The following is a 23,316-nucleotide window of genomic DNA, read 5'->3' as shown; positions in this document are numbered from 1 at the left end:
TGCGTGAACACCGCCATCCGCAGGGTCGCGGTCGCCGCCATGGTCATGGTGGTGGCCCTGCTCCTCCAGCTCACCTGGGTGCAGGTCTTCCGCGCCGACGAGTTGCGCGCCGACTCCCGCAACACCCGCATGCTCCTCGACGAGTACTCCCGCCAGCGCGGACAGATCACGGCCGGCGGACGCGTACTGGCCCTGTCCCTGCCGTCGGACGGGCGCTTCGAGTTCGAGCGGACCTACCCCACCGACCCGGCCGTCTTCGGCCCGACCGTCGGCTACTACTCGCTGCAGTTCGCCACCGCCGGCGTCGAGCAGACCCAGGACGCCTTCCTCAACGGCTCCGACCCCAGGCTGTTGTCCCAACGGATCACCGGTCTGATCTCCGGCCGCACCCCGCAGGGCGGTTCGGTCGAACTCACCCTGGACCCGGTGGGGCAGCAGGTCGCCTTCGAGGCTCTGCAGCGGGGCGCCGGCCAGGGCCCGTTCGTCGGATCCGTCGCCGCCGTCCGCCCCTCGACCGGGGAGGTGCTGGCACTGGCGTCCAGCCCGTCCTTCGACCCGGGGGCCCTGTCCAGCACCGACCCGGACGTGCGCGCGCAGGAGATGGCGCGTATCGAGCAGAGCCCGGACCGGCCGCTGCTCAACCACGCCACCCAGCAGTCCCTGCCGCCCGGCTCCACGATGAAGATCATCACCACGGCCGCCGCCCTCGAACAGGGCATGGGCCCCGAGACCCCCGTCTCCGGTGCGGACCGTACGCTCCTGCCGGGCACGGCCACCTACCTGGAGAACTACGCGGGTCAGACCTGCGGCGGCAGCACGGTCACCCTGCGCACCGCCCTCGAGAAGTCCTGCAACGTGCCCTTCGTGGAGCTGAGCCAGGAGATCGGCGCCGAGGCGTTCACCGAGATGGCGGAGAAGTTCGGCATCGACGGCACCGCCCCGGACGACTTCGGCATCCCGGTCGCGCCGTCGGGCCTGGGGCAGATGGAGGACGACGCCCAGCTGGCCATGAGCTCCATCGGGCAGAGCGACGTCCGAATGACCACCCTGCAGAACGCCATGGTGGCCGCGACCGTCTCCAACGGCGGGGTCCGTATGGAACCGCAACTCATCAAGACCCTGTCGGCACCCGACCTCTCCGTCGTCCAGGGTTTCACCCCCCGCGACGCCGCCCGCGCCCTCACCGACGAGCAGGCCGGCACCCTCACCGAGATGATGGTCGGCGCCGAACGAGGCGCCGGAGGCGGTCTGCCGGGCGTCACCGTGGCCTCCAAGACAGGCACCGCCGAGCACGGCGTCGACTCCTCCGAGTCCATCCCCTACACCTGGTACATCGCGTTCGTCCCCGGCCGTGACGTCGCGGTGGCCGTGGCGATCGAGTCCGGGCCCGGCGTCTCCCGCGACACCGTCGGCGCCACCTACGCCGCGCCCATCGGCCGCGAGGTCCTGGGCGCACTGTTGGGAGGCGCGCCGTGAGTCTGAACTCCGGCGCGATCCTGTCCGATCGCTACCGCCTCCTGCGTCTCATCGCCACCGGCGGCATGGGGCAGGTGTGGGAGGCCGACGACGGTGTCCTCGACCGGCACGTCGCCGTCAAGGTGCTCAAGGCGGAGTATTCCTCCGACCCCGAGTTCGTCGAGCGTTTCCGCTCCGAGGCGAAGGTCACCGCGAGGATCTCCCACCCCGGGATCGCGACCGTCTACGACTACGGACAGATCGACGACCCCGCCTCCGGCAGCCCCCTGTCCTACCTGGTCATGGAACTCGTGGTGGGCGAGCCGCTCTCGGACGTCCTCGCCCGTGAGGGCACGCTGCCCATGCGGCACACCCTCGACATGCTCGAGCAGACCGGCCGGGCCCTCAACGCCGCCCACGCCATCGGACTCGTCCATCGCGACGTCAAGCCCGGCAACATCCTCATCACGCCCGCCGGTCAGGTGAAGCTCACCGACTTCGGCATCGCCAAGTCCATGGGGGCCTCCGCCGTCACGCAGACGGGGATGGTCGTGGGCACCGCGCAGTACATCGCCCCCGAACAGGCCATGGGCCACGAGACCTCCCCGGCGGGGGACGTGTACTCGCTCGGCGTGGTGGGTTACGAGTGCCTGGCCGGCCGACGGCCGTTCGTCGCCGACTCACCGGTGTCCGTGGCGATGATGCACGTGCGCGACGCCCCGCCGCCCCTGCCCGACTCGGTCCCCGAGCCGGTCCGTCGGGTCCTCGCCGCGGCAATGGCCAAGGACCCCGGCCGGCGCTACCCGGACGGTGAGGCGTTCGCCGAGGCCGTCGCCGACCTCCGGGCCGGCCGCGACCCGCGCCCCCCGGCCGCGTTCATCGCCGCCGCCGGCGCCGCGGCGGGCGTCGCCGGTGCAACCGCGGCGACCACCGTCCTGCCCGAAGGCGACCCGGGTGGCGTGTACCGGACGGGGAGTATCCCCGACCCGACACGGGCCTACACGCGTGCGCACCCCGGCACCGCCGCGCAGCCCCGGACCCGGGGACAGCAGCCGGCACCGGCAGCGCATCCGCCCCGGCCCCGGCCGACGCAGGCCGCGCCACGGCGTCCGTCCACCCCACCGGTCACCTCCAGGCCCCCGCAGCTCGGGCGTCGTGGTTCCGGCTGCGTGGGCTGGTTCCTGGTGCTGTTCGTCCTCGTCGCGGTGCTGACGGTGGCAGCCGTCATCGCCCTGTCCAACGCCGGGGTCTTCGGCTCGGGCGGTCTCTTCGGCCGGACCACCCCCACGACCCCGACGACCGCCGCCCCGGCGACGACCGTCACGACGCAGGCCCCCGCACCCGCACCGGAGCCGCCCCCCACCCCGACGCCGAGCCCCCGGCCCGAGCCGTCGCCGAGCGAGGCGCCGCCGGCCACCGACCTGCAGGACATGTTGGACTCGCTCACCTCCGAGTTCAGCTCGTTCCTGCCGCCCGAGGGGCAGCCGGGCCAGAGCCAGGGCCAAGGCCAGGGGCAAGGGCAGGCGCAAGGGCAGGGCCAGGGGCAAGCTCAGCCCCAGGCGCGGGGCGTGGCCGGCGACACCGTGCCCGTTCCCGCCCGCGAAGCGGGTGACCGCGGATGACGACGCCCTCGATCCTCGCCGGCCGGTACGAGATCGGCGATCCCCTCGGCTACGGCGGCATGTCCGAGGTCCGCCGTGGACGCGACACCGTCCTGGGGCGGGACGTGGCGGTGAAGATCATGCGCCCGGAACTGGCCCGGGACGAGACCTTCTACCAGCGTTTCCGCCGGGAGGCGCAGAACTCCGCGTCGCTCAACCACCCGTCGATCGTGGCGATCTACGACCAGGGCGAGGAGCACACCGCCGACGGTTCGCTGCCCTACATCGTGATGGAGTTGGTCGAGGGCGACACCCTCCGCGACATCGTGAGGATGGACGGCCCGATGGAGGCCGAGCGCGCGCTCGGCGTGATGGCCGACGTGTGCGGTGCGCTGGACTTCTCCCACAAGAAGGGCATCGTCCACCGCGACGTCAAGCCGGCGAACATCATGATCTCGCGCGACGGCGCGGTCAAGGTCATGGATTTCGGTATCGCCCGGGCCATCAGTGACTCCAGTTCCACGCTCACCAACACCTCATCGGTCCTCGGGACGGCCCAGTACCTCAGCCCCGAGCAGGCGCGCGGCGAGTCCGTCGACGCACGCTCGGACCTGTACTCCGCGGGGTGCGTGCTCTACGAGATGGTCGCCGGGGCGCCGCCGTTCACCGGTGAGTCACCGGTCGCGGTGGCCTACCAGCACGTCCGCGAATCCCCTGCACCGCCGTCGGTGGTGAACCCGGAGGTCAGCCGCTACGTCGACGCGGTGGTCATGCAGGCGATGGCCAAGAACCCGGAGAACCGTTACACCTCCGCCGGGGAGATGCGCACCGACCTGCTCACGGTGCTCACCGGTGGTCGCCCGGCGGCCCCCCTGGTGCTGACCGACGACGAGCTCGACGACGACCAGAGGCCCGACGCCCCCCACGGATTCACCGGCGCGGGATACGGAACCGGCCGATCCGCCTGGTCGCCGACCGAGGCGCCCACCGAGGCCCACGCTCTGTCGGAGCTGACCGGGGACCCGGCCGCCACGGGGGCGCACGCCGCCACCGCGTCCCGCTCCGCATCCCGGCCCGCCCCCCGTCGCGATGATCGGGACCGTGAGGCCGGGCGCCGCAGGCCCCGCGCGGTGGCCATCGCGCTGGCTGCGCTCCTGGTGCTGGGAGGCATCGCCGCGGTGACGATGATCGCCACATCCGACAGGGGCGGCGGCATCTCCCAGCGGCAGGAGGTCACCATCCCCGAGGTCGCCCAGCGGCCGGTGGGCGAGGTGGTCGACGAGCTGACCTCCCTCGGACTCGAGCCCGTGCAGACCGCGGCGCCACACCCGCAGATCCCCGAGGGGCACGTGATCTCGTCGGACCCCATCGCGGGTAAACGCCTCGCCGTGGGTTCGGAGATCAGCCTGGTGGTCTCGACGGGCAAGCCCATCCTCTCCGTCCCCAATGTCATGGGCATGTCCCCCGCCGATGCCCGGCTGGCCCTCGAGGAGGCCGGATTCCAGGTGGTTCCGGAGAACGAGGCCCGGCCGTCGACGCCCGAGGACCAGGACAAGGTCGTCGACACCGACCCCGGTCCGGGTGCGCAGGTGCCCTCCGACCGGCCGGTCCGGCTGACGGTGGGGTCGGGCCCCGAGCAGGTCGCGGTACCCGGCGTGGTGGGCCAGTCGGCCGATCCGGCCCGCGCCACCCTCGAGGCAGCGGGCTTCCGCGTGGACACCCAACGGGTCGACGGCACCGCACCGGAGGGTCAGGTGGTGGGCCAGTCCACCGCTCCGGGTCAGACCCAGCTCAAGGGCGCCACCATCACGCTGCAGGTCTCGGCCGGAAACCGGTTCGAGATGCCCAACCTCGTCGGAGACACCGTGGAGGAGGCCCTCGGCAAACTCGCGCGGGCCGGCTGGCGTGGCGACCGCGGACAACTGGTGGAGCTCCCGCAGAACGATCCCGACCTCAGCCGGGTCGGCCAGATCTGGTCACACCAGCCGCCCGTGGGCGAGGCCGGCGTCAACGACCAGGTGGTCGTCCGGGTGATCCGCTTCGGACTGGTCCCCGGCCCGGGCTGACCCCGGTACGTCTTCCGCCGACACGATCGCCGCGTGCGCAGTAACCCGGTCGGGCCGGGTCCGGCCGGTCAGGCCAGGGCGGCGCCGCGCGCCCGGTCGAGCTCGGTCTCCAACCGGGTGACCAGCGTCTCCGACGGCCGTTCGCCACACATCCCCAGCCAGTTGGCGAGCATCCGGTGACCACCGTCGCTCATCACCGACTCGGGGTGGAACTGCACCCCGTGGATGGGCATGTCGCGGTGCCGCATCGCCATGACCAGGCCGGACGCGGTCCACGCGGTGGGAACCAGGTCGTCCGGGATCGTCTCCGGCAGCACGGTCAGCGAGTGGTACCGCGTGGCCGTGAACGGGCTGGGGATTCCGGCGAGGACGCCCGAGTCGTCGTGCGTGACCTGGCTGGTCTTGCCGTGCATGAGTTCGGCGGCCCGGTCGACGGTCGCGCCGAACGCCTCCCCGATCGCCTGGTGGCCGAGGCACACGCCGAGCACCGGGACGCCCGCGCGTCCACAGACCCCGATCAGCGGGATCGTCGCTCCCGCCCGGTCCGGCGTTCCGGGCCCCGGGCTCAGCAGGACGCCGTCGTACCCACTGACGACCCGTTGCAGTCCGGCCGGGTCGTAGCTGCGGTCCGGGCCGGCGAGCCTGTCGTCGTCGTTCCTCCACACGTCGCACGTCGCCCCCAACTGACCCAGGTACTGGACCAGGTTGTAGACGAAGCTGTCGTAGTTGTCGACGACGAGAATGCGCATAGACGCAGCGTACTGCGGTCACACGAGTGGGTGTCGAGGGCGGGCTTGGTAGAGTGGCCCCGAACATCCCCCACCAGTTCGAGGACTCCATGCCCAAGTCGAAGGTCCGGTCCAAGACCGAGTACACCGAGGCGGCCGTCAGCCGCACCCCCGTCAAGGTCAAGGGGACCCCGACGGCCCGCTGGTACCTCGTACTGATGCTGGGGCTGATGATCGTCGGTCTGCTCTGGCTGGTGACGTACTACATCGCCGGAGAGCGGATCCCGTTCATGGCCTCGCTGGAGACGTGGCAGAACTTCGCGATCGGCTTCGGTCTCGCCGTCGTGGGACTTCTCATGACCATGAACTGGCGCTAGATACCCCTCCGGGCGGTCTTCCACAGGCCCGGATCGCTCGTTCCACAGGTTTATCCACAGGTCACCCCCCGCATGATGCGGGGGGTGACCTGCATTTTCTCCCCAATGACCCCATCTGTGCAGGTCACGGGGGCGCGATGACGACGTGAGGAGTGTCGACCTCCGCCTTCCACACCCCTCACACGCTGTGGACAACTCCCTCCACACTGGGGATAAACCCTGTGGGACGACGACGAGGACGACGTCGCAGGTCGGGCCCGCGTCGACTCGAACGGCAGTCGAACTCCACGCGTGTTATTCATCCACAGTGTGGATAGCGCCTGTGGATAGGGGAGGATGGGCGGCATGAGTGGAGACGCCGTGTCGGGAGCCGGTCCACGGGCGGTGTCATGGTCGCCGGGGGCGGTGTGGCCGAGCGTGCAGATCGTCCTCGGGATGGCGCTGGTGGCGATCGGGGTGCAACGGCAGGACCCGCTCGCGCTGCTGCTCACCGGCCTGGCGGCGCTCTTCCTCATCCCGGCGGGGGTGTCCCAGCTCGTGCGACGTCCCCGGCTCGAGGTGGTGGACGGGCAGCTGGCGATCAAGAAGCTCGGCCGCGTTCTGTTCGTCCCGCGGGCCGAGGTGGTGGAGGCGCGTGCGCTGGGGGTCGCGCGGTGGGGCGCGCGTCAGCACCTCATGCGGCTGGAGTACACGGATTCGCGGGGTCGCGAAGAGCTGGACGTGTTCACGCGACTCGATCTGGGGACCGATCCGCGTGACGTGGTCGACACCCTGCACCGTCTGGGTTTCGGGTCGGTCGACGGCGGGGTGTGAGGCACGGCCGCCCGGGGGCACGGCCACCCGGGAGACGGCTGCCCGGGGAGACGGCCGACCGTGGGGATCAGCGGGTGACGAGGAAGCCGAACGTCATGGTGTCGGCGGCGTACCAGCCGGCGGCGGCGACCGATCCCACCACCACGAGGAAGCCGACCCACGACACGACCTCCCGACCCGCACGTCCCATGCGCCGCGGCATCCGGCGCGGCAGCACCACGAGTGCGATCGCGGCCACGGCGCCGGCGGCCAGCCCGCCCAGGTGAGCCGCGAGCGAGACGCCGGGCACGAGGAAGCTGACGCCGACGTTGAGGACGAGCAACACCCCGATCCCCTTGACGTCGAGTCGCATCGACATCGCCACGATGGCGTACGCGCCCATCAGGCCGAAGATCGCTCCCGAGGCGCCCGCCGTGAGGGCGTCCTGGCTGTAGAACATCACCGCCACGGACCCGCCGAGCGCCGAGCCGAGGTACAGCGCGAGGAAACGTGCGTGCCCGATGCTGCGCTCGATCCCGAGACCGAGGATCCACAACATGTACATGTTGAGCAGCAGGTGCATCGGACCGAAATGCTCGAACGCCGAGGTCAGCAGTCGCCACCACTCGTCCCGGGCCGCCACCAACGGCGGGAAGAGCGCCGTCGCCTCGAACAGCGGGGAGGCGTTGTTGGCCAGCAGGCTACGTGCCTGGACCGCGGTCGCGGAGTAGACGGCCAGGTTCGCGGCGATGATCCACGCCGTCACCGGCTGGAGGCGGAAGAAGCGCGCGACCGCGCCGCCGCGATGGGTCTGGGTGCTCATGACTCCCGGCAATTCATGCTGCGTCGCTGGGGCTGCGGATAGACCTGCGGCGCGGGTCCGGGGATCCGGAACCCGCGCCGCCGGTCGACCGGGACCGCTCTGTCAGGAGATCTCGATCGACTCGATGACGACGTCGTCGGTCGGCCGGTCCATCGCACCGGTCTTGGTGGTCGCGATGGCGTCGACGACCTTGCGCGACTCCTCGTCGGCGACCTTGCCGAAGATGGTGTGGCGGTTGTTCAGGTGCGGCGTGGCGCCGACGGTGATGAAGAACTGCGAACCGTTGGTGCCGGGGCCGGCGTTGGCCATGGCCAGCAGGTAGGGCTCGGAGAACTGCAGCTCCGGGTGGAACTCGTCCTTGAACTGGTAGCCGGGGCCGCCGCGTCCGGTGCCGGTGGGGTCACCGCCCTGGATCATGAACCCGGAGATGACGCGGTGGAAGATCGAACCGTCGTAGAACGGTCCGGTCTTCTCGCCCTTGGCGTTGGCCTGGGAGTAGTCCTTGGAGCCGTCGGCGAGGCCGACGAAGTTCGAGACCGTCTCGGGGGCGTGGTTGCCGTACAGCTCGATGACGATGTCACCACGGTTGGTGTGGATGGTTGCCTTCTGCGTTGCGATGCTCACGCCACCCATCCTGCCACGCCGCGTGGACCGATGTCGGCGAGGTGGTGGTCGGTGTCGGGGTGCTGTGCCACCATCTACCCATGAGCAAACGAAGCGATCGCGCCGCCGAGCGTAAGGCCGTCAAGCAGGCGGAAAAGGATCTGAAGAAGGCCGGCACCGCAGCCCGCAAGGCTTTCGACCTCAAGGACCCCCGCTTCCTGGGCGAGGCCGCCGTCGCCGCCACTCGTGGGCCGGTCGGCCTGGCCCTCTTCGGCGCCAGCCGCGGCATCCAGGTGCTCCGCGAGCGTCGCGCCGAGCAGGCCGAGGTCCTCGGCAACCTCGCCGCGGACGCCAGGCAGCACGCGACGGCTCTGCGCGAGCAGACCTCGGCGCTGGCCACACCGCCGCAGAAGCGCAACCCGCTGCGCCGCTTCGCCCCGCTGTGGATCGTCGGCCTCGCCGGCGGCGCGGCGGTCGCCGGCGCCACCGCGTACTTCCTGCGTGACCAGGGTTCGCCCACGTCGCCGCCGGCGCCGACCCCGACCCCCGCCCCGCCGCGCACCCCCACCCCCGCGGAGGCGGATGCCGCCGGCCGCGACCAGACCACGGGCGCGGCGCCCACGCCCACCAGCGGACCCGGCGTGACGGGCGGGGCGGGTTCGGAGACCGGCGAGGACCTCACGATCGACTCCGCTGATCCCGAGGGCCCCGCAGACCAGCCCGCCGACACCTCCCCGGCCGCGGGCAGTGCGGCACCGGGACCGGCGGCCGGTTCCGCACCGCAGCCGTCGGATGACCAGCCGGCCGGCGGCGCCACCACCGACGGGACCGCGACCGACAAGTGATCCCCGGCGACCCGTCCCCCGACGACGCCGCACTGGAGGTCGTCGCGTCATCCCTCGCCGAGATGGGTCCCCTGGACGTCCACGCGCTGTACAAGCTGCGCGTGGACGTCTTCGTCGCGGAGCAGGACTGCCCGTACGCCGAGATCGACGACGTCGACGCCGATCCCGGTACGACCCATCTGCTGGCCCGCACGCCCGGTGGTGAGCTCGCCGCGACGCTGCGCGTGTTCGGAGCGGACGAGCCCGACGGGGTGATGCACCTCGGTCGTGTGTGCACCGCGCCCGCGTGGCGGGGTCGGGGCATCGCGACGCGGTTGATCCGGCGGGGGCTCGAACTGTGCGGTGACCATCCGGTCGAGATCGGGGCCCAGGCCTACCTGGAGCGGTGGTACGAGCAGTTCGGGTTCGGCCGATGCGGCCCCGACTATCTCGATGGGCGGATCCCCCATCTGCCCATGCGGCGCGACCTCCTAGGATGAGACCCGGCTCACCCCCTTCGACTCCCTCCGAGGACACACATGACGTCTGACGCTCCCTCCGGCTCGCTGGTCAAGGCTCTCCTCCCGGAGAGTGAGATGCCGACGCACTGGTACAACATCCAGGCCGATCTGCCCGAGCCCATGGCGCCGCACCTGCACCCGGGTACCCGGGAACCGCTCGGCCCCGAGGACCTCGCACCCCTGTTCCCGATGGCACTCATCGAGCAGGAGGTCACGCCGGAGCGCTACGTCCCGATCCCCGAGGCGGTGCAGGAGATCTACCGCCTCTGGCGTCCGTCGCCGCTCATCCGGGCCCGCCGCCTGGAGAAGGCCCTCGGCACGTCGGCGCGGATCTACTACAAGTACGAGGGCACCAGCCCGGTCGGTTCGCACAAGCCCAACACCGCGGTCGCGCAGGCGTATTACAACGCCGCCGAGGGCATCGCCAAGCTCACCACCGAGACCGGTGCCGGTCAGTGGGGCGCGTCCCTGGCATTCGCCGGGCAGGCGTTCGGCATCGAGGTCGAGGTGTGGCAGGTCAAGGCCTCGTTCGAGTCCAAGCCGTACCGCCGGATGCTGATGGAGACGTTCGGTGCGTCGGTCCATCCGAGCCCGTCGGACCTCACCGAGGCGGGACGTTCGTTCCTGGCCAAGGACCCCGAGACCCCCGGTTCGCTCGGCATGGCGGTCTCCGAGGCCGTCGAGGTCGCCGCCGGCGACCCCGAGGCGCGGTACTCGCTGGGGTCCGTACTCAACCACGTGTGTCTGCACCAGACCGTGATCGGCGAGGAGGCCATCAAGCAGTTGGGGATGTTCGGCGAGGGCGCCCCCGACTACGTGTACGGCTGTGCGGGCGGCGGCTCCAACCTCGCCGGGCTGGCGTTCCCGTTCATCCGCGAGAACCTCGCCGGCGCGCGGACGCAGGTCGTCGCCGTCGAGCCGACGGCGTGCCCGTCGATGACCGAGGGCGAGTTCCGTTATGACCACGGAGACGTCGCCGGTCTGACACCGCTGATGAAGATGTACACCCTCGGTCAGGACTTCGTCCCGGACCCCATCCATTCGGGCGGCCTTCGCTACCACGGGATGGCGCCGCTGGTCAGCCACGTCAAGCACCTGGGCCTGCTCGATTCCATGGCGGTCGAGCAGAACGTCGCGTTCACGGCGGGCGTCGAGTTCGCCAAGGCGGAGGGCATCGTTCCCGCCCCCGAGTCGACCCACGCCCTCGCCGGAGCCATGGCCAAGGCCCGCGAGCACACCGGCGAGGCCGGCACCGGCCCGTCGATCGTGATCGGCCTCTCCGGCCACGGCTTCCTCGACCTGCCGGCGTACGAGTCCTTCGTCCGCGGCGAACTGGGCTGACGCCTCCGAAGACCCCCCGACCGTTCCACACCCTCGAACACAGGAGTCCCCTTATGACCAAGACCATCGACTTCACCGACCGCGTCGCGATCATCACCGGCGCCGGAGGCGGCCTCGGCCGCGCCTACGCCCTCGCGTTGGCAGAGCGCGGCGCCAAGGTGGTCGTCAACGACCTCGGGGGCGACGTCCACGGTGACGGTGGCACCCCCTCCCTGGCCCAGCAGGTCGTCGACGAGATCACCGCCGCCGGCGGGGAGGCCATCGTCGACGGCAACGACATCACCGACGAGTCCGCCGTCGCGTCCCTCGTGTCGACGGTGATCGAGAAGTGGGGCCGCATCGACATCCTCATCAACAACGCCGGCATCCTGCGGGACAAGTCGTTCGCGAAGATGGAGACGGACGATTTCCGCAAGGTCCTCGAGGTTCACCTCATGGGATCGGTCAACTGCACCAAGGCCGTCTGGCCGCACATGGCCGAGGCGGGCTACGGGCGCATCCTCATGACCGCCTCCACCTCCGGCATCTACGGCAACTTCGGCCAGGCCAACTACGGTGCCGCCAAGTCCGGCCTGGTGGGCCTGATGAACGTTCTGGCGATCGAGGGCGCCAAGAAGAACATCAAGGTCAACGCGATCGCACCCACCGCCGCCACCCGCATGACCGAGGACCTGCTCCCGCAGCGGGTGCTCGACATCATGGGCCCGGAGACCATCGCCCCGGGCGTCCTGTTTATGGTCAGCGACGAGGCCCCCACCAAGACCATCCTCGGCGCCGGGGCCGGTGTGTTCGCGGTGTCCCAGATGGTCGAGTCGCGCGGCGTGTACCTGCCCGACGAGGCCCGCACCCCGGAGGTCGTCGCCGAGCGCTGGAACGAGATCGCCGACCTCACCGACGCCCAGACCCTGGAGGGCGCCTTCGAGCAGACCTCCAAGTACGCCGCGCTCGCCGCCCGCGAGCTGGGCCTGCACCTGGAGAGCTGACCTTCAGGCGCGTGCGCGGAGGCTGTGCTTCGCGCACGCGCCGTGCACGTCGCCACGGCCCCTCTCACCGGGACTCACCGTGGTCGCTTCGTCGTCGTCCGACCGGATCCGGGGTCCAGCACGCTCACTCCACCCCGTCGGCCTGGCGGTGGCCCTGCTGTTCTTCGTCTGGTCCATGACGCCGTCGCTCCTGCCACGGGTCTGGTACCTACAGGCCGCGGCCACTGGGATCAGCCTCGCGACCGGGTACGGGCTCGGGTGTGTGACAGCCTGGGTCGTCCGCACCTGCGGGTTCTCGCCGGATCACTCCGCGCGAGTGAGGCGGGTCGGATGGGCGACACTCGCCGGGACGGCCGCGATCGTGGTGCCGACGTTCCTCGTGCTGGGGTCGTGGTGGCAGCAGATCACCCGCGACCTGGCGGGTATCGAACGCATCGACCGCGCCAACTACCTGCTCATCCTCGTAGCGGCGCTGGTGATCGCGGGACTGCTCCTGGCGGTAGCCCGTGGGATCCGGCGGGGAACCGCCGCACTGACCCGCGCGGCCGCACGGTATCTCCCCGCCCCGGCCGCCCGGCTGGCCGCACTGGTGCTGGTGGTCCTGATCGTCGTGTTGTCGCTGAACGGGGTGGCTTACCGTGGCCTGCTCCGGATGGCCGACAGGATGGCCTCCGCCGCCGACCACGGCACGGCCGAGGGCGTCGTACGACCCGGCTCCCCGGCGCGCTCCGGCTCCCCCGCGTCCACGAGAACCTGGGAGAGCCTCGGCAGGGAAGGGCGGACGTTCGTCGCGGGCGGTCCCACCCCCGAGCAGATCGCCGAGGTGACCGGGCGGCCCGCCGCCACCCCGATCCGTGTCTACGCAGGGCATGACGTGGGCGGGACCATCGAGGAGGACGCCGAACTGGTCGTCGACGAACTCCGCCGCACCGGGGCCTTCGACCGTTCGGTGGTGGCCGTCGCGACCACCACCGGGAGGGGATGGGTCAATGCCCGCGTCGCGGCGGGCCTCGAGTACACCGCCGGCGGCGACTCGGCGATCGCGGCCATGCAGTATTCGTTCCTGCCCAGCCCCCTGTCCTTCCTCGCCGACCGCGACTCGCCTGCGATCGCGGGCCGGGCCCTGTTCGAGGCCGTCGAACGCGCGGTGGCGGACCTGCCCCCCGACGAACGTCCGGCCCTGGTCGCCTTCGGCGAGAGCCTCGGCTCCTACGGTGGCCAGAGCGGGTTCGGCGGGATGAGGGACATGGTGGCGCGGCCGGACTGGCTGCGTGAACCCCTCGGCCCGGACCTCGATCCGGGCGTGCGGTGGATGCCCTTCGTGACGTTCTGGCAGGTGACCCTGGACATGGTGTTCTCCGCGGACGTCCCGGCCGGTCACGGGCACACCTTCGGCCCGGACGCAGCCCAGATGTGGGCCGCCGTCCTGAACCCGGACGACTGGACCGACCAGGACACCGCCCGCGTCCACGCCGCGATCGCCGCGGGAAAGGTCTGACCGGGCGCACCCACGGTGGCGCGGGTGTCCTCTCCCCGGGCGGGGTCACTCCTGGTCGGCGAACTGGGTCTCGTAGAGCTCCGCGTAGCGACCGCCGGCGGCGAGGAGTTCGGCGTGCGTCCCCGACTCGACCACCCGTCCGGCCTCGAGCACGAGGATCGTGTCGGCGGCCCGGACCGTCGACAACCGGTGGGCGATCACCAGCGACGTGCGGTCCGCCATCGCCTCGGTCAGCGCCTCCTGGACCGCGGACTCGTTGGTGGAATCCAGAGCACTGGTGGCCTCGTCGAGCACCACCACCGACGGCGCGGCGATGAGCAGCCGCGCGATGGTCAGTCGCTGACGCTCCCCGCCCGAGAGCCGGTACCCGCGATCGCCGATGACGGTGTCCAACCCGTCAGGCAGCGACCGCACCAGCTCCTCGAGCCGGGCCCGGCGCAGCGCGTCCCAGACGAGATCATCCGAGACCTCCGGCCGAGCGAAGCTGAGATTGGAGCGGATCGTGTCGTGGAAGAGGTGGCCGTCCTGGGTGACCATTCCCACCGTGCGACGCAACGACGACGAGGTGACCTCCCGCACGTCGAGTCCCGAGACCCGTACCGCACCCGAGTCGACGTCGTACAGGCGCGGGAGCAGGGAGGCGATGGTCGACTTTCCTGCGCCCGACGATCCCACGAGAGCGATCATCTGCCCCGGTTCGGCGCAGAAGGAGACCCCGTGCAGGACCTCCTGTCCGCCGCGGGTGTCGAGAACGGCGACCTCCTCGAGTGAGGCGAGGGAGACCTTGTCCGCCGAGGGGTAGGAGAACCGGACGTCGTCGAACTCGATGGTCGCCGGACCCTCGGGGATGTCGACGGCGTCGGGCGCGTCGGAGATGAGCGGTTCCAGGTCGAGGACCTCGAAGACCCGCTCGAAGCTGACGATGGCCGTGACGATGTCCATCGGCGCGTTGGCCAAGGAGGTCAGCGGACCGTACAGGCGGGTGAGGAGCAGGGCGAGGGCCACGACCGACCCCGCGTCCAGTGCCCCGCCCAGTGCGAACCAGCCGCCGAGGCCGTAGACCAGCGCCAGCGCCAGCGTGGAGACCAGCGTCAGCGAGTTCATGAAGACGCTCATCAGCAGCGCGGTGCGCACGCCGATACCCCGGACCCGACCCGCGCGGGCGGCGAACTCCGCCGACTCCGTCTCGGGCCGCCCGAAGAGCTTGACCAGCGTCGCGCCACCGGCGTTGAACCGCTCGGTCATCTGGTCGTTCATCGACGCGTTGAGGTCCGAGGCCTCACGGCGGAGCCGCGCGAGCCGCTTGCCCACGTACCGGGCCGGGAACAGGAAGATCGGCAACAGCAGGACCGACAGGACGGTGAGCTGCCAGTTGATACCGGCCATCACGGCCAACGTGAGCACGAGTTGCACGAGGTTCGACACGACCCCGGACAGCGTGTCCGAGAACGCCCGCTGGGCACCCATCACATCATTGTTGAGACGACTGACCAGTGCCCCGGTGCGGGTGCGCATGAAGAATGCCACCGGCATCGTCTGCACGTGGTCGAACACCGCGCGACGCAGATCGAGGATGAGCCCCTCACCGATCCGCGCGGACCACAGCCGGGTGACGATCGCGACGAGCGCCTCGATGATCCCGATCGCGGCGATGGCGAGCGCGAGGCCGATCACGATCCTGACGGGCGAAGCCTCGACGATCGCGGTGACCACACGGCCTGCGAGCAGCGGCGTCGCCACGGCGAGGGTGGCACCGAAGACGGAGAGCACCAGGAAGAAGACGATCCGGCGGGTGTGCGGGCGGGCGAACCGCCCGATCCGGTGGAAGTTCTCGCGGGTGAAGACACTGCGGTCCAGCGCGATGTTGTTGTTCTCGGCCCGCATGAGCGTGCGCATGGCGGCCTGCTGCATCGTCACGTAGCGGTACTCCTCCCGCGCCGGAGAGGGGCCCCGACGACCGTTCGGTACAACCCGGGCGGGGCCCCGTGTATTCCGGCCCGGCTCTGCGACGGCGCGCCTCGTTGTCGTCGTCCCCCTCTGGCCTCTGGACAAAGACTGGCGCTATGTCTAGACACAGCGGGGTAATTTGTCTAATGTCAGGTGCAACACAGTGGCATTCGCCACATCTTGTTGATCCGGAGGTCGACTTCGATGTCCAGCACCGAGTACATCCGCCCCGCCGAGGGGGCACCGCACGCACACGACGATCACGCACACCGGGACCACACGCACCACGGCCACGCGCATCACGGCCATGACCACGAGAACGTCGAGCCGTTCGCGTGGACCGACGCCAAGCGGTACCTGTGGCTGCTCGGACTCATCCCCGCGATGGGTCTGTTCCTCTCGATGCCGATCGTCGCCGGCTTCAACGCCCTCGGCTGGGGCGTGGCGGCCACCGTCGCCTGGTTCCTCCTGCCCTTCCTCGTCTACGTCGCGATCCCCCTCGGGGACCTGGCGATCGGGGCCGACGGCGAGAACCCGCCCGACGAGGTGATGGACAGGCTCGAGGCCGACCCGTTCTACCGGTGGTGCACCTACCTGTACATCCCCTTCCAGTACGCGTCCCTCATCACGGCCGCCTACCTGTGGTCGGCCGATGACCTGTCGTGGCTGGGTTACGACGGGGGGCTGGGCATCGCCGCCTCGATCGGCGTCGCCTGGACCGTCGCGATCACCGGCGGGATCGGGATCAACACCGCCCACGAGCTCGGGCACAAGATCGCCGGCAGCGAGAAGTGGCTGTCCAAGGTCGCTCTCGCCACCACCGGTTACGGACACTTCTTCATCGAGCACAACCGCGGCCACCACGCCCGGGTCGCCACGCCGGAGGACCCGGCCAGCTCGCGCTTCGGCGAGCCGTTCTGGGCCTTCCTGCCGCGCAGCGTGTTCGGGTCACTGAAGTCGGCCTGGCATCTGGAGTCCGAGCGGCTGGGACGGCTGGGCAAGAGCCCGTGGAGCATCCGCAACGACAACCTCAACGCGTGGCTCATGACGGTCGTGCTGTTCGGCGGGCTCATCGCGGTCTTCGGCTGGGAGATCGCGCCCTGGCTCATCATCCAGGCCGTCTTCGGTTTCTCGCTGCTGGAGGTCGTCAACTACCTCGAGCACTACGGACTGCTCCGCCAGAAGACCTCCGCCGGCCGCTACCAGCGTTGCCGCCCGGAGCACTCGTGGAACTCCGACCACCTGGTGACCAACATCTTCCTCTACCACCTGCAGCGTCACTCCGACCACCACGCCAACCCGATGCGTCGCTACCAGGTACTGCGCAGCTTCGAGCAGGCCCCGCAGCTGCCGTCGGGCTACGCCACGATGATGGTCCTCGCCTACGTGCCGCCACTGTGGCGCAAGGTCATGGACAAGCGCGTCCTGGCCCACTACGACGGCGACATCACCCGCGCCAACATCCAGCCGTCCAAGCGGGAGAAGATCCTCGCCCGGTACGGCGCCGGGTCGACGGCGGTCGTCGAGCAGGTCGTCGCCGACACCGACATCGCGACCGACCAGACGTCCCCCACGGGCGAGTACGTGTGCCCCAACTGCGGGAACCACTACTCGGAGGCGGCGGGGCTGCCGCGCGAGGGCTTCCCGGCCGGGACCCCGTGGTCGGCGATCCCCGACACGTGGCGGTGCTCGGACTGCGGTGTGCGGGACAAGGTGGACTTCCTACCGGTGAAGTGACCCCCGTGCACGGGGACACCGATCGGTCCCCCGCCGCCCGGCACGTGGGATCAGGAACAATGGACACCATGCCCCGTCACCGCCCCACCAGTGACCGACGCTCCCCCGGCGACCCCCGCGGGGAGCGTCGGTCACTGCGCTCCACCGTGTTCGAGGCCATGCACGAACTGCTGGTCTCACACGACTGGTCGTCCGTGACCATGTCCGACGTGGCCAAGGCCGCCGGACTCAGCCGACAGACCCTGTACAGCACCTTCGGCAACCGGCAGGGCCTGGCGCAGGCCTACGCCCTCCAGCTGTCGGAGACGTTCGCCGGGGAGATCCGCGACTCGATCATCCGCCACCCGGGGCAGATCGAGGTCGCGTTGAACGAGGGGATCAACGGATTCCTCCTGTCCAGTCGGCGTGACCCACTGGTCCGCGCCCTGCTCACCGGCGACATCAAGCCGGACCTCCTGCGCCTCATCACGACCGAGGCCGGGCCGCTCATCGAGCGGGCCACCGAGGTGCTCACCCCCGCCCTGTCCGACAGCTGGATGCGCATCGAGGAAGCCCAGGCGCGGCTCGCGGCGTCGATCATCGCCAGGATCGGCATCAGCTTCATCTCCCTCCCCCCGAACGACCCCGACCAACTGGCATCCGGCCTCACCGAGGTCATCGCCCCCTATCTTCAGAAGGTCGTCCAGGTCGACGTGCAGGGCTGAACCCCGGCCCGGCGGGGCCGGGGGTGCGCCCTACGCGCCGTCGGCGATCGTCGATCGCGCACCCGGCTGTCCCGGCACCGGGACGCTCGCCTCGAGGAACAGCCCCCGCGCCTCCACACACAGCCGGTCACCGGCGTGGATGGTGGCGTGCGTCCACGTCTTACGGCCGTCGACCTCCTGCACCCAGGCCCGGAAGGTGAGCGGCTGGAGCAGCGGGGTGGGCGATCGATAGTCGATCTCGTAGTGCGCCGTCATCCCGAAGCGGCCGCCCCAGTGATTGGCGAAGCCCATCATGTGGTCGATGATGAGGGCGCTGATCCCGCCGTGGACGCACCCGGGCGGGCCCTGATAGACGGGACCGAGGGTGACCTCCGCCATCACCGAGCCGTCGTCGCAACCGTGGAACTGCACCGGCGGGGCGATCGGGTTCTCCTGCCCGCCGACCGGGTTCGAGCGACGAGTCCCCGCCCCGGTCCACATGACCTCCAGTCGACGGGCGGGGGTCGGCACGCGGGGTTCAAGCAGATCCGCGACCTCGGCGAGGCGGTCGGCGATGTCCCCCAGTTCGACCTCCGAGTGCGCCAACGCCGCCGTGGCCTCCCGCAATCTGCGCAGTTCAGCCACTGCACGATCGAGCTCGGGATCCGCCGGCGGAAGCTCCGGGACGGGGATCGGGTCGAAGGAGTCCCCGAAACGGCTCCGCGCGGCGTCGAGGGAGAACTGGTCCGGATCCAACCCCGGGAGGGGTACTCCACCGAATCCGGGACGATCGCTCTGTTTGGTCATACTCTTAGAGTATGTCGACACCTGTCAATCCGAAGCCGTTCGATCCCGTTACCTATGGCCCGTGGGCCCTCGTCGTGGGCGGAAGTGAGGGCGTGGGCGCCGAGATCGCGTTCCGCCTCGCCGATCAGGGCGTGTCCTCCGTGCTCGTCGCCCGCAAGGCCGGGCCCCTCGAGGAGACCGCCGAGGCCGTGCGCGCCAGGGGCGTCGAGTGCCGGGTCGTGTCCGTCGACCTCACCGAGCGCGGCGCCACCGAAGGCATCGCCGCGGCCTGTGAGGGTCTCGACCTGGGGCTGCTCGTGCTCAACGCCGGGGCCAACACGTACGGCTCCGAGTTTGTCGAATCCGACATGACACAGGTCCAGAAGATCATCGACCTCAACGTCACCTCGCCGATGCAGATCATCCGACACTTCGGACCCGCCCTCAAGGCCCGGGGCCGCGGCGGCATCGTGGTGATGGGCTCGATGGCCGGGTATCTCGGACACGCCGACATGAGCGTGTACTCCGCGGCCAAGGCGTTCAGCCGGGTCTTCGTGGAGGGGTTGTGGCTCGAGATGCGCGAGCACGGGGTGGACGTCGTCGAAGTGATCCTCGGCGTCACCCGCACGCCCGCCATGGTCCGCGCCGGCCTGGACATGGACCTGCCCGGCATGACCGTCAGCGAACCCGCCGAGGTGGCCGAGGAGGTCCTGGCGTCGATCGGCGACGGGCCCGTCCACGTCTGTGGCGGGGAGGGCAACCGCCAGGGCGTCGAGTTCTCGTCCGGTGTGAACCGCGGCCGGATCGTGGCCGGGGCGCACAAGCGGATGAAGGCACTACGCGGGAACTAGACGCCTACGCCGACAGCCGCGCGCTCCAGAGTCATCCGCAACGGATATATACCGTCCGGATGACTCTGGAGCGCGCGGCTGCGGGAGGGCGGGCGGGGCGGCGCGGCTGCGGGAGGGGGCGCTCAGCCCTCGATGGGCCGGCCGCGGTCGGCGTCGCGGATGCCCCTCGGCTCGATGAACAGCGCTTCCGCCGTCGCGCAGAGGGTCTCGCTGGCGTGGAGGGTCGCGGACGCCCAGATCTTGCGGCCCTCCACCCGCTCCTGCCGCGCCTCGAACCGCAGCGGGGCGAACAGGGGCGTCGGCGACTTGTACGAGATGCGCAGGTCCGCGGTCATGCCGACACTCAGGGACGCGGCGTTGGCCAACCCCAGCATCTCGTCGAAGATCAACGCGACGATCCCGCCGTGCACGCAGCCGGGAGGGCCCTGGTACTCGATGCCCAGGGTCAGGTCGGCGCGGACGGTCGCATCGGGGAACACCACCGGTTCCAGCGGCGGGGACACCGGGTTCCGGCTGCCGATCGCCGGGTTGGCCGCCAGGTGCTCCGGTACACCCCAGGTGGCGTACTCCGACGGTCGCACCCTGGTGCCCACGGTCTCGAGGTGCTCGACCAGCCCGCGCACGGTGGCCACGGCATCGTGCACGTCCTCGTAGACGGACCCGGCCACCAGGCCGCGTAGTCGGCGCAGTTCGCGGGCCAGCTCCGTGGCGCCGGAGGTATCGGCGTCCTGGCGCAGGAACGGGGTTCCCTCGTCGCTCGCTCGCGCGGGGTCCGCGGTGCCGAGGGGCCGATCGTCCGGGGCGGCGGGGTCGGAAGGGCGGGAGTCGGTGGTCACGGCACCAGAATCTACTCCGCCCCCGGGGTCAGCCCTCGCCTGCGCCCTCGCCTGCGCTCTCATCGCGGTGCTGCCGGTACGCCGCCACCCACTCCTCGGGCATGACGAACAGCCCCTCGGCGGTGGCGCATAACCGGTCGCCCGCGTGGACCGCGCCCTGTGACCACACCTTCCGGCCGTCCACCCGCACCTGACGGGCGGTCACCACGATCGGCTCGAGGATCGGCGTGGGACTGCGGTAGTCCAGATCCAGGTACATCGTCATCCCGGTGGTCCCCGCATGGTGGTTGACCCGCCCCAGCGCCGCGTCGAACAGCAGCGCGACGATGCCGCCGTGCACACATCCCGGAGGGCCCTGGTACTCGAGTCCGAGGGTCACCTCGGCCCGGAGGGTGCCGTCGTCCAGCAGCTCGAACTCCGCCGGTGGGGCCAGGACGTTGGACCGGCCGATGACGGGACAGTTGGGCACGTACCGGCGCTCCCGCCAGTTGACCTCCTGCCGCTGCTCCGGTGTCGCTGACGCGGCCTCGAGCTCGTCGGCCACGCTGCGGAGCCGATCGGTCAGCGGGCCCAGGTCCGTGTCGAACTCGCCGCCCGTGGTCAGCGCGCGGATGCGGCGCACCTGCTCGACCAGGGAGTACAGCCCCGCCTCGTCGTCGTCGTCCCTGTCGACGGGCCGGCCACCACCGCGCGCCGGGTCCAACGGACCCAGGTCCACCGTCGGCCGGTCACGCCGCACGATGGTCACCGGCTCAGTCATACCGGCGCCGACTCCGTCATGTCGCCGGCCGCCACCGCGTCGGCGACGCCGGCCGCACCGCGGCCCGCACGCCGCCCGAAGAACGACCCGTCGCCCAGGGACGTCCCGGAGATGTACCCGTCGCCGTGCAGACCGTGCGTACACCGTCCGGCGGCGAACAGGCCTGGGATCGCCTCGCCCGTCCGGTCGAGCACCCGCGAGTCCAGATCCGTGTGCAGCCCGCCGAGGGTGAAGCCCTGCGCCTTGAGGGGCAGGCCGTTGAAGTTGTCCGGCCCCCCGGCACCCGTCGGGTAGGCGCCGAACGGCGGCTCGAGTGGCCGGACCCACCGGGCGTTCTTGCCGAACTGTGGGTCCTCGCCCCGCTCGGCGCCGGCGTTGTAGCGGCGCAGCTGGTCGGCCAGCGCGTCGGCGGGCAGCCCACAGTCGGCGGCGAGCTCCTCGATGGTCTCGGCGGCGTGCATGGGCTGCATGCCCCACAGCTCGGACTCCGGGACGTCCTCGATGCCCTTCTCGTCGATGATCACCCACACCGGCGGCCGGCGGTGGTACACGGCCGCGTGGCAGTACAGGCCCGGGTAGACCTCCTCGTTGATGAAGCGTTGGCCGTCGCCGTCGACGAGCATCGCGCCCACGACCAGGCGCGGGATGACGAGCATCGCGGTCTCGGTCTGGTGCATGCGGCGTACCGCGGCCCCGATCTCCATCCCCATCTCGATCCCGGAGCCGTCGTCGCGCCCGTCGGAGACCTTGTCCTTGCCCAGCTGCTGCGGGGCCCACTGCTCGAGCATGCGGTCGTTGTCCACGAATCCGCCGGTGGCCAGCACCACCCCGCCGGTGGCGCGGTACTCACGCTCCTCGCCGAACAGGGTGGCCCGCACGCCCACCACGCGTCCGTCCTCCACGATCAGCGAGCGCGCCTTGACGTCGCACTGCAGGTCCACGCCGGCCCGCTGCGCGGTGGTCACGAGGGAGTCCATGAGGACGTTGCCGGCGAAGTTCGGCGCGGGCGGCCGGTGACCGCGCGCGGCCGGGGTGGCGAGGGACGCGTAGGGCTCGGCCCGCTCCCCCATCCACATCAGGCCCGAGTCGTCGCCCGGCATCCAGGTGGGCGTGTCCCACAGCTTGTGGTTGAACACCGCGCCGTGGGCCACCAACCAGTCGTGGTGCTCGACGGCCCCGGCGCAGTAGGCGGCGATCTTGGCCTCGTCCGCATTGGGGCCGAGCGCCGCGGTGAGGAACGCGCGCATGTCCTCGACGGTGTCACGGACGCCCAGGGCCTCCTGCGTGGCGGTGCCGCCGCCCAGGTAGACCTCGCCTCCCGACTGGGCCGACGAGCCGCCCGGCCCGGACGCGCCCTCGAGCGCGACGACCGACGATCCGGCCTCGGCCGCCTCGATCGCCGCGCACGCGCCCGCGATGCCCATGCCCACGACCACGACGTCCGCCGTGACGACCGAGGGACTCGTGTCCGATGTAGTGTCCGCCATAGTCGGAACTATAACGTGTTCCTCCCCCTGAGAAGGCGCATTAAAGTGGGAGCCATGACTTCCTCCTCCGAGGCCTCCCGCCTCGACTCCCTCGAGACCCGGCTCACCTCCCTCGAGACCCGCCTGAACGACACCCACGCCCGCCTCGCCACCGCCGAGGACGAGCTCGCGATCCTGCGCCTCCTCGCCGCCTACTCCCCCCGCGTCGACTCCGGCGACGCCGAGGGCGTGGCCGAGTTGTGGACTGAAGACGGCGTCTACGACGTGGACACCGGGGTGCTCGAGGGGCACGCCGGCCTGGTGGAGATGGTCCACGGGGACGCGCACCAGGGGCTCATCGCCCACGGATGCGGGCATGTGCCGAGCCTGCCCGTGGTCCTGCTCGACGGCGACCACGCCGTGGCCACCGGATACACCCAGCTCGTCGTGCGCTCGTCCCGCCCGGGTCGGTACACGGTGCTGCGCGTGACGGCGAGCCGGTGGGAACTGGAGCGGCGCGGCCGGGTGGACGCGCCGGACCGCGGCTGGCGGGTCGTGCTGCGTACCGCTCGCGCCGTGACCGACGACGGCGAGGGTCGGGCCCTGCTGGGACGGTCCCGCGAGAGGTAGCGTGGCCG

22 protein-coding genes are annotated in these 23,316 nt (G+C 70.8%); 14 read left to right on the top strand and 8 right to left on the bottom strand.

The features are described 5' to 3' along the window. Nucleotides 1-3: 3 nt before the first annotated feature. The 3 genes from L8M95_RS11010 to pknB are packed head-to-tail and all read left to right on the top strand — an operon-like array spanning nt 4 to nt 5,122. Nucleotides 4-1,476: a penicillin-binding transpeptidase domain-containing protein gene (locus L8M95_RS11010; RefSeq protein ID WP_260486181.1), complete on the top strand. Its 1,473-nt coding sequence runs from the start codon at nt 4-6 to the stop codon at nt 1,474-1,476. After that, the gene (locus L8M95_RS11005; protein ID WP_260486180.1) at nt 1,473-3,077 is read left to right on the top strand and encodes a serine/threonine-protein kinase; all 1,605 of its coding nucleotides are present in this window, start codon (nt 1,473-1,475) and stop codon (nt 3,075-3,077) included. The genes L8M95_RS11010 and L8M95_RS11005 overlap by 4 nt, the downstream gene beginning before the upstream one ends. Next, nucleotides 3,074-5,122, top strand: a complete 2,049-nt coding sequence (gene pknB, locus L8M95_RS11000) for a Stk1 family PASTA domain-containing Ser/Thr kinase (protein ID WP_260486179.1) — start codon at nt 3,074-3,076, stop codon at nt 5,120-5,122. The genes L8M95_RS11005 and pknB overlap by 4 nt, the downstream gene beginning before the upstream one ends. A gap of 68 nt (nt 5,123-5,190) precedes the next feature. Here pknB and L8M95_RS10995 read toward each other — a convergent pair whose 3' ends face one another. Beyond that, nucleotides 5,191-5,871, bottom strand: coding sequence for an aminodeoxychorismate/anthranilate synthase component II (locus L8M95_RS10995; RefSeq protein ID WP_260486178.1), 681 nt, complete (start codon nt 5,869-5,871; stop codon nt 5,191-5,193). A gap of 89 nt (nt 5,872-5,960) precedes the next feature. Here L8M95_RS10995 and crgA point away from each other — a divergent pair, with 89 nt between their 5' ends. Further along, nucleotides 5,961-6,227 (top strand): cell division protein CrgA, encoded by a 267-nt coding sequence (crgA, locus tag L8M95_RS10990; protein ID WP_260489233.1) that lies wholly within the window; start codon nt 5,961-5,963, stop codon nt 6,225-6,227. 345 nt (nt 6,228-6,572) lie between these two features. Continuing rightward, complete coding sequence (locus L8M95_RS10985; protein ID WP_260486177.1) at nt 6,573-7,040, top strand: PH domain-containing protein; 468 nt, start codon at nt 6,573-6,575, stop codon at nt 7,038-7,040. Nucleotides 7,041-7,107: 67 nt separating this feature from the next. Here L8M95_RS10985 and L8M95_RS10980 read toward each other — a convergent pair whose 3' ends face one another. Beyond that, nucleotides 7,108-7,842, bottom strand: coding sequence for a rhomboid family intramembrane serine protease (locus L8M95_RS10980; protein WP_260486176.1), 735 nt, complete (start codon nt 7,840-7,842; stop codon nt 7,108-7,110). A gap of 102 nt (nt 7,843-7,944) precedes the next feature. Beyond that, nucleotides 7,945-8,475: a peptidylprolyl isomerase gene (locus L8M95_RS10975; protein ID WP_260486175.1), complete on the bottom strand. Its 531-nt coding sequence runs from the start codon at nt 8,473-8,475 to the stop codon at nt 7,945-7,947. Nucleotides 8,476-8,546: 71 nt separating this feature from the next. Here L8M95_RS10975 and L8M95_RS10970 point away from each other — a divergent pair, with 71 nt between their 5' ends. From L8M95_RS10970 to L8M95_RS10950, 5 genes are all read left to right on the top strand, one after another. Next, entirely contained in the window at nt 8,547-9,290 is a 744-nt protein-coding gene (locus tag L8M95_RS10970) for a hypothetical protein (RefSeq protein ID WP_260486174.1), read from the top strand. After that, nucleotides 9,287-9,769 carry a GNAT family N-acetyltransferase gene (locus tag L8M95_RS10965; protein ID WP_260486173.1) on the top strand — a complete coding sequence of 161 codons (483 nt, stop codon included), beginning with the start codon at nt 9,287-9,289 and terminating at the stop codon, nt 9,767-9,769. The genes L8M95_RS10970 and L8M95_RS10965 overlap by 4 nt, the downstream gene beginning before the upstream one ends. Nucleotides 9,770-9,808: 39 nt before the next feature. Next, nucleotides 9,809-11,131, top strand: a complete 1,323-nt coding sequence (locus L8M95_RS10960) for a TrpB-like pyridoxal phosphate-dependent enzyme (protein WP_260486172.1) — start codon at nt 9,809-9,811, stop codon at nt 11,129-11,131. 53 nt (nt 11,132-11,184) lie between these two features. Next, nucleotides 11,185-12,114: an SDR family oxidoreductase gene (locus L8M95_RS10955; protein ID WP_260486171.1), complete on the top strand. Its 930-nt coding sequence runs from the start codon at nt 11,185-11,187 to the stop codon at nt 12,112-12,114. Between the two features lie 79 nt (nt 12,115-12,193). Beyond that, nucleotides 12,194-13,612 (top strand): alpha/beta-hydrolase family protein, encoded by a 1,419-nt coding sequence (locus L8M95_RS10950; protein ID WP_260486170.1) that lies wholly within the window; start codon nt 12,194-12,196, stop codon nt 13,610-13,612. 45 nt (nt 13,613-13,657) lie between these two features. Here L8M95_RS10950 and L8M95_RS10945 read toward each other — a convergent pair whose 3' ends face one another. Further along, complete coding sequence (locus tag L8M95_RS10945; RefSeq protein WP_260489232.1) at nt 13,658-15,523, bottom strand: ABC transporter ATP-binding protein; 1,866 nt, start codon at nt 15,521-15,523, stop codon at nt 13,658-13,660. A gap of 240 nt (nt 15,524-15,763) precedes the next feature. Between L8M95_RS10945 and L8M95_RS17520 the strand changes: the two genes are divergently transcribed. Further along, on the top strand, nt 15,764-17,296 hold the full coding sequence (locus tag L8M95_RS17520; RefSeq protein ID WP_312027410.1) for a fatty acid desaturase: 1,533 nt from the start codon (nt 15,764-15,766) through the stop codon (nt 17,294-17,296). A gap of 68 nt (nt 17,297-17,364) precedes the next feature. Further along, complete coding sequence (locus tag L8M95_RS10930) at nt 17,365-18,000, top strand: TetR/AcrR family transcriptional regulator (RefSeq protein WP_260486169.1); 636 nt, start codon at nt 17,365-17,367, stop codon at nt 17,998-18,000. Nucleotides 18,001-18,030: 30 nt separating this feature from the next. Here L8M95_RS10930 and L8M95_RS10925 read toward each other — a convergent pair whose 3' ends face one another. After that, nucleotides 18,031-18,786, bottom strand: coding sequence for a PaaI family thioesterase (locus L8M95_RS10925; protein ID WP_260486168.1), 756 nt, complete (start codon nt 18,784-18,786; stop codon nt 18,031-18,033). A gap of 11 nt (nt 18,787-18,797) precedes the next feature. Here L8M95_RS10925 and L8M95_RS10920 point away from each other — a divergent pair, with 11 nt between their 5' ends. Then, nucleotides 18,798-19,616 carry an SDR family oxidoreductase gene (locus L8M95_RS10920; RefSeq protein WP_260486167.1) on the top strand — a complete coding sequence of 273 codons (819 nt, stop codon included), beginning with the start codon at nt 18,798-18,800 and terminating at the stop codon, nt 19,614-19,616. A gap of 122 nt (nt 19,617-19,738) precedes the next feature. Here the strand turns inward: L8M95_RS10920 and L8M95_RS10915 are convergent, their stop codons facing one another. From L8M95_RS10915 to L8M95_RS10905, 3 genes are read right to left on the bottom strand one after another with little or no spacing between them, the layout of a single operon-like run. Then, nucleotides 19,739-20,452 (bottom strand): PaaI family thioesterase, encoded by a 714-nt coding sequence (locus L8M95_RS10915; protein ID WP_260486166.1) that lies wholly within the window; start codon nt 20,450-20,452, stop codon nt 19,739-19,741. A gap of 28 nt (nt 20,453-20,480) precedes the next feature. After that, a complete protein-coding gene (locus tag L8M95_RS10910; RefSeq protein ID WP_260486165.1) occupies nt 20,481-21,212 on the bottom strand; it encodes a PaaI family thioesterase in 732 nt (243 codons plus the stop codon). Then, entirely contained in the window at nt 21,209-22,699 is a 1,491-nt protein-coding gene (locus tag L8M95_RS10905) for an FAD-dependent oxidoreductase (protein ID WP_260486164.1), read from the bottom strand. Before L8M95_RS10905 ends, L8M95_RS10910 begins: the two co-directional genes overlap by 4 nt. A gap of 54 nt (nt 22,700-22,753) precedes the next feature. Here L8M95_RS10905 and L8M95_RS10900 point away from each other — a divergent pair, with 54 nt between their 5' ends. Further along, entirely contained in the window at nt 22,754-23,308 is a 555-nt protein-coding gene (locus L8M95_RS10900) for a nuclear transport factor 2 family protein (RefSeq protein ID WP_260486163.1), read from the top strand. Nucleotides 23,309-23,316: the final 8 nt, after the last annotated feature.

This window comes from Dietzia sp. B32, from assembly GCF_024732245.1.
GTDB lineage: Bacteria > Actinomycetota > Actinomycetes > Mycobacteriales > Mycobacteriaceae > Dietzia.
This window is presented reverse-complemented; position numbering and strand designations above follow the sequence as displayed.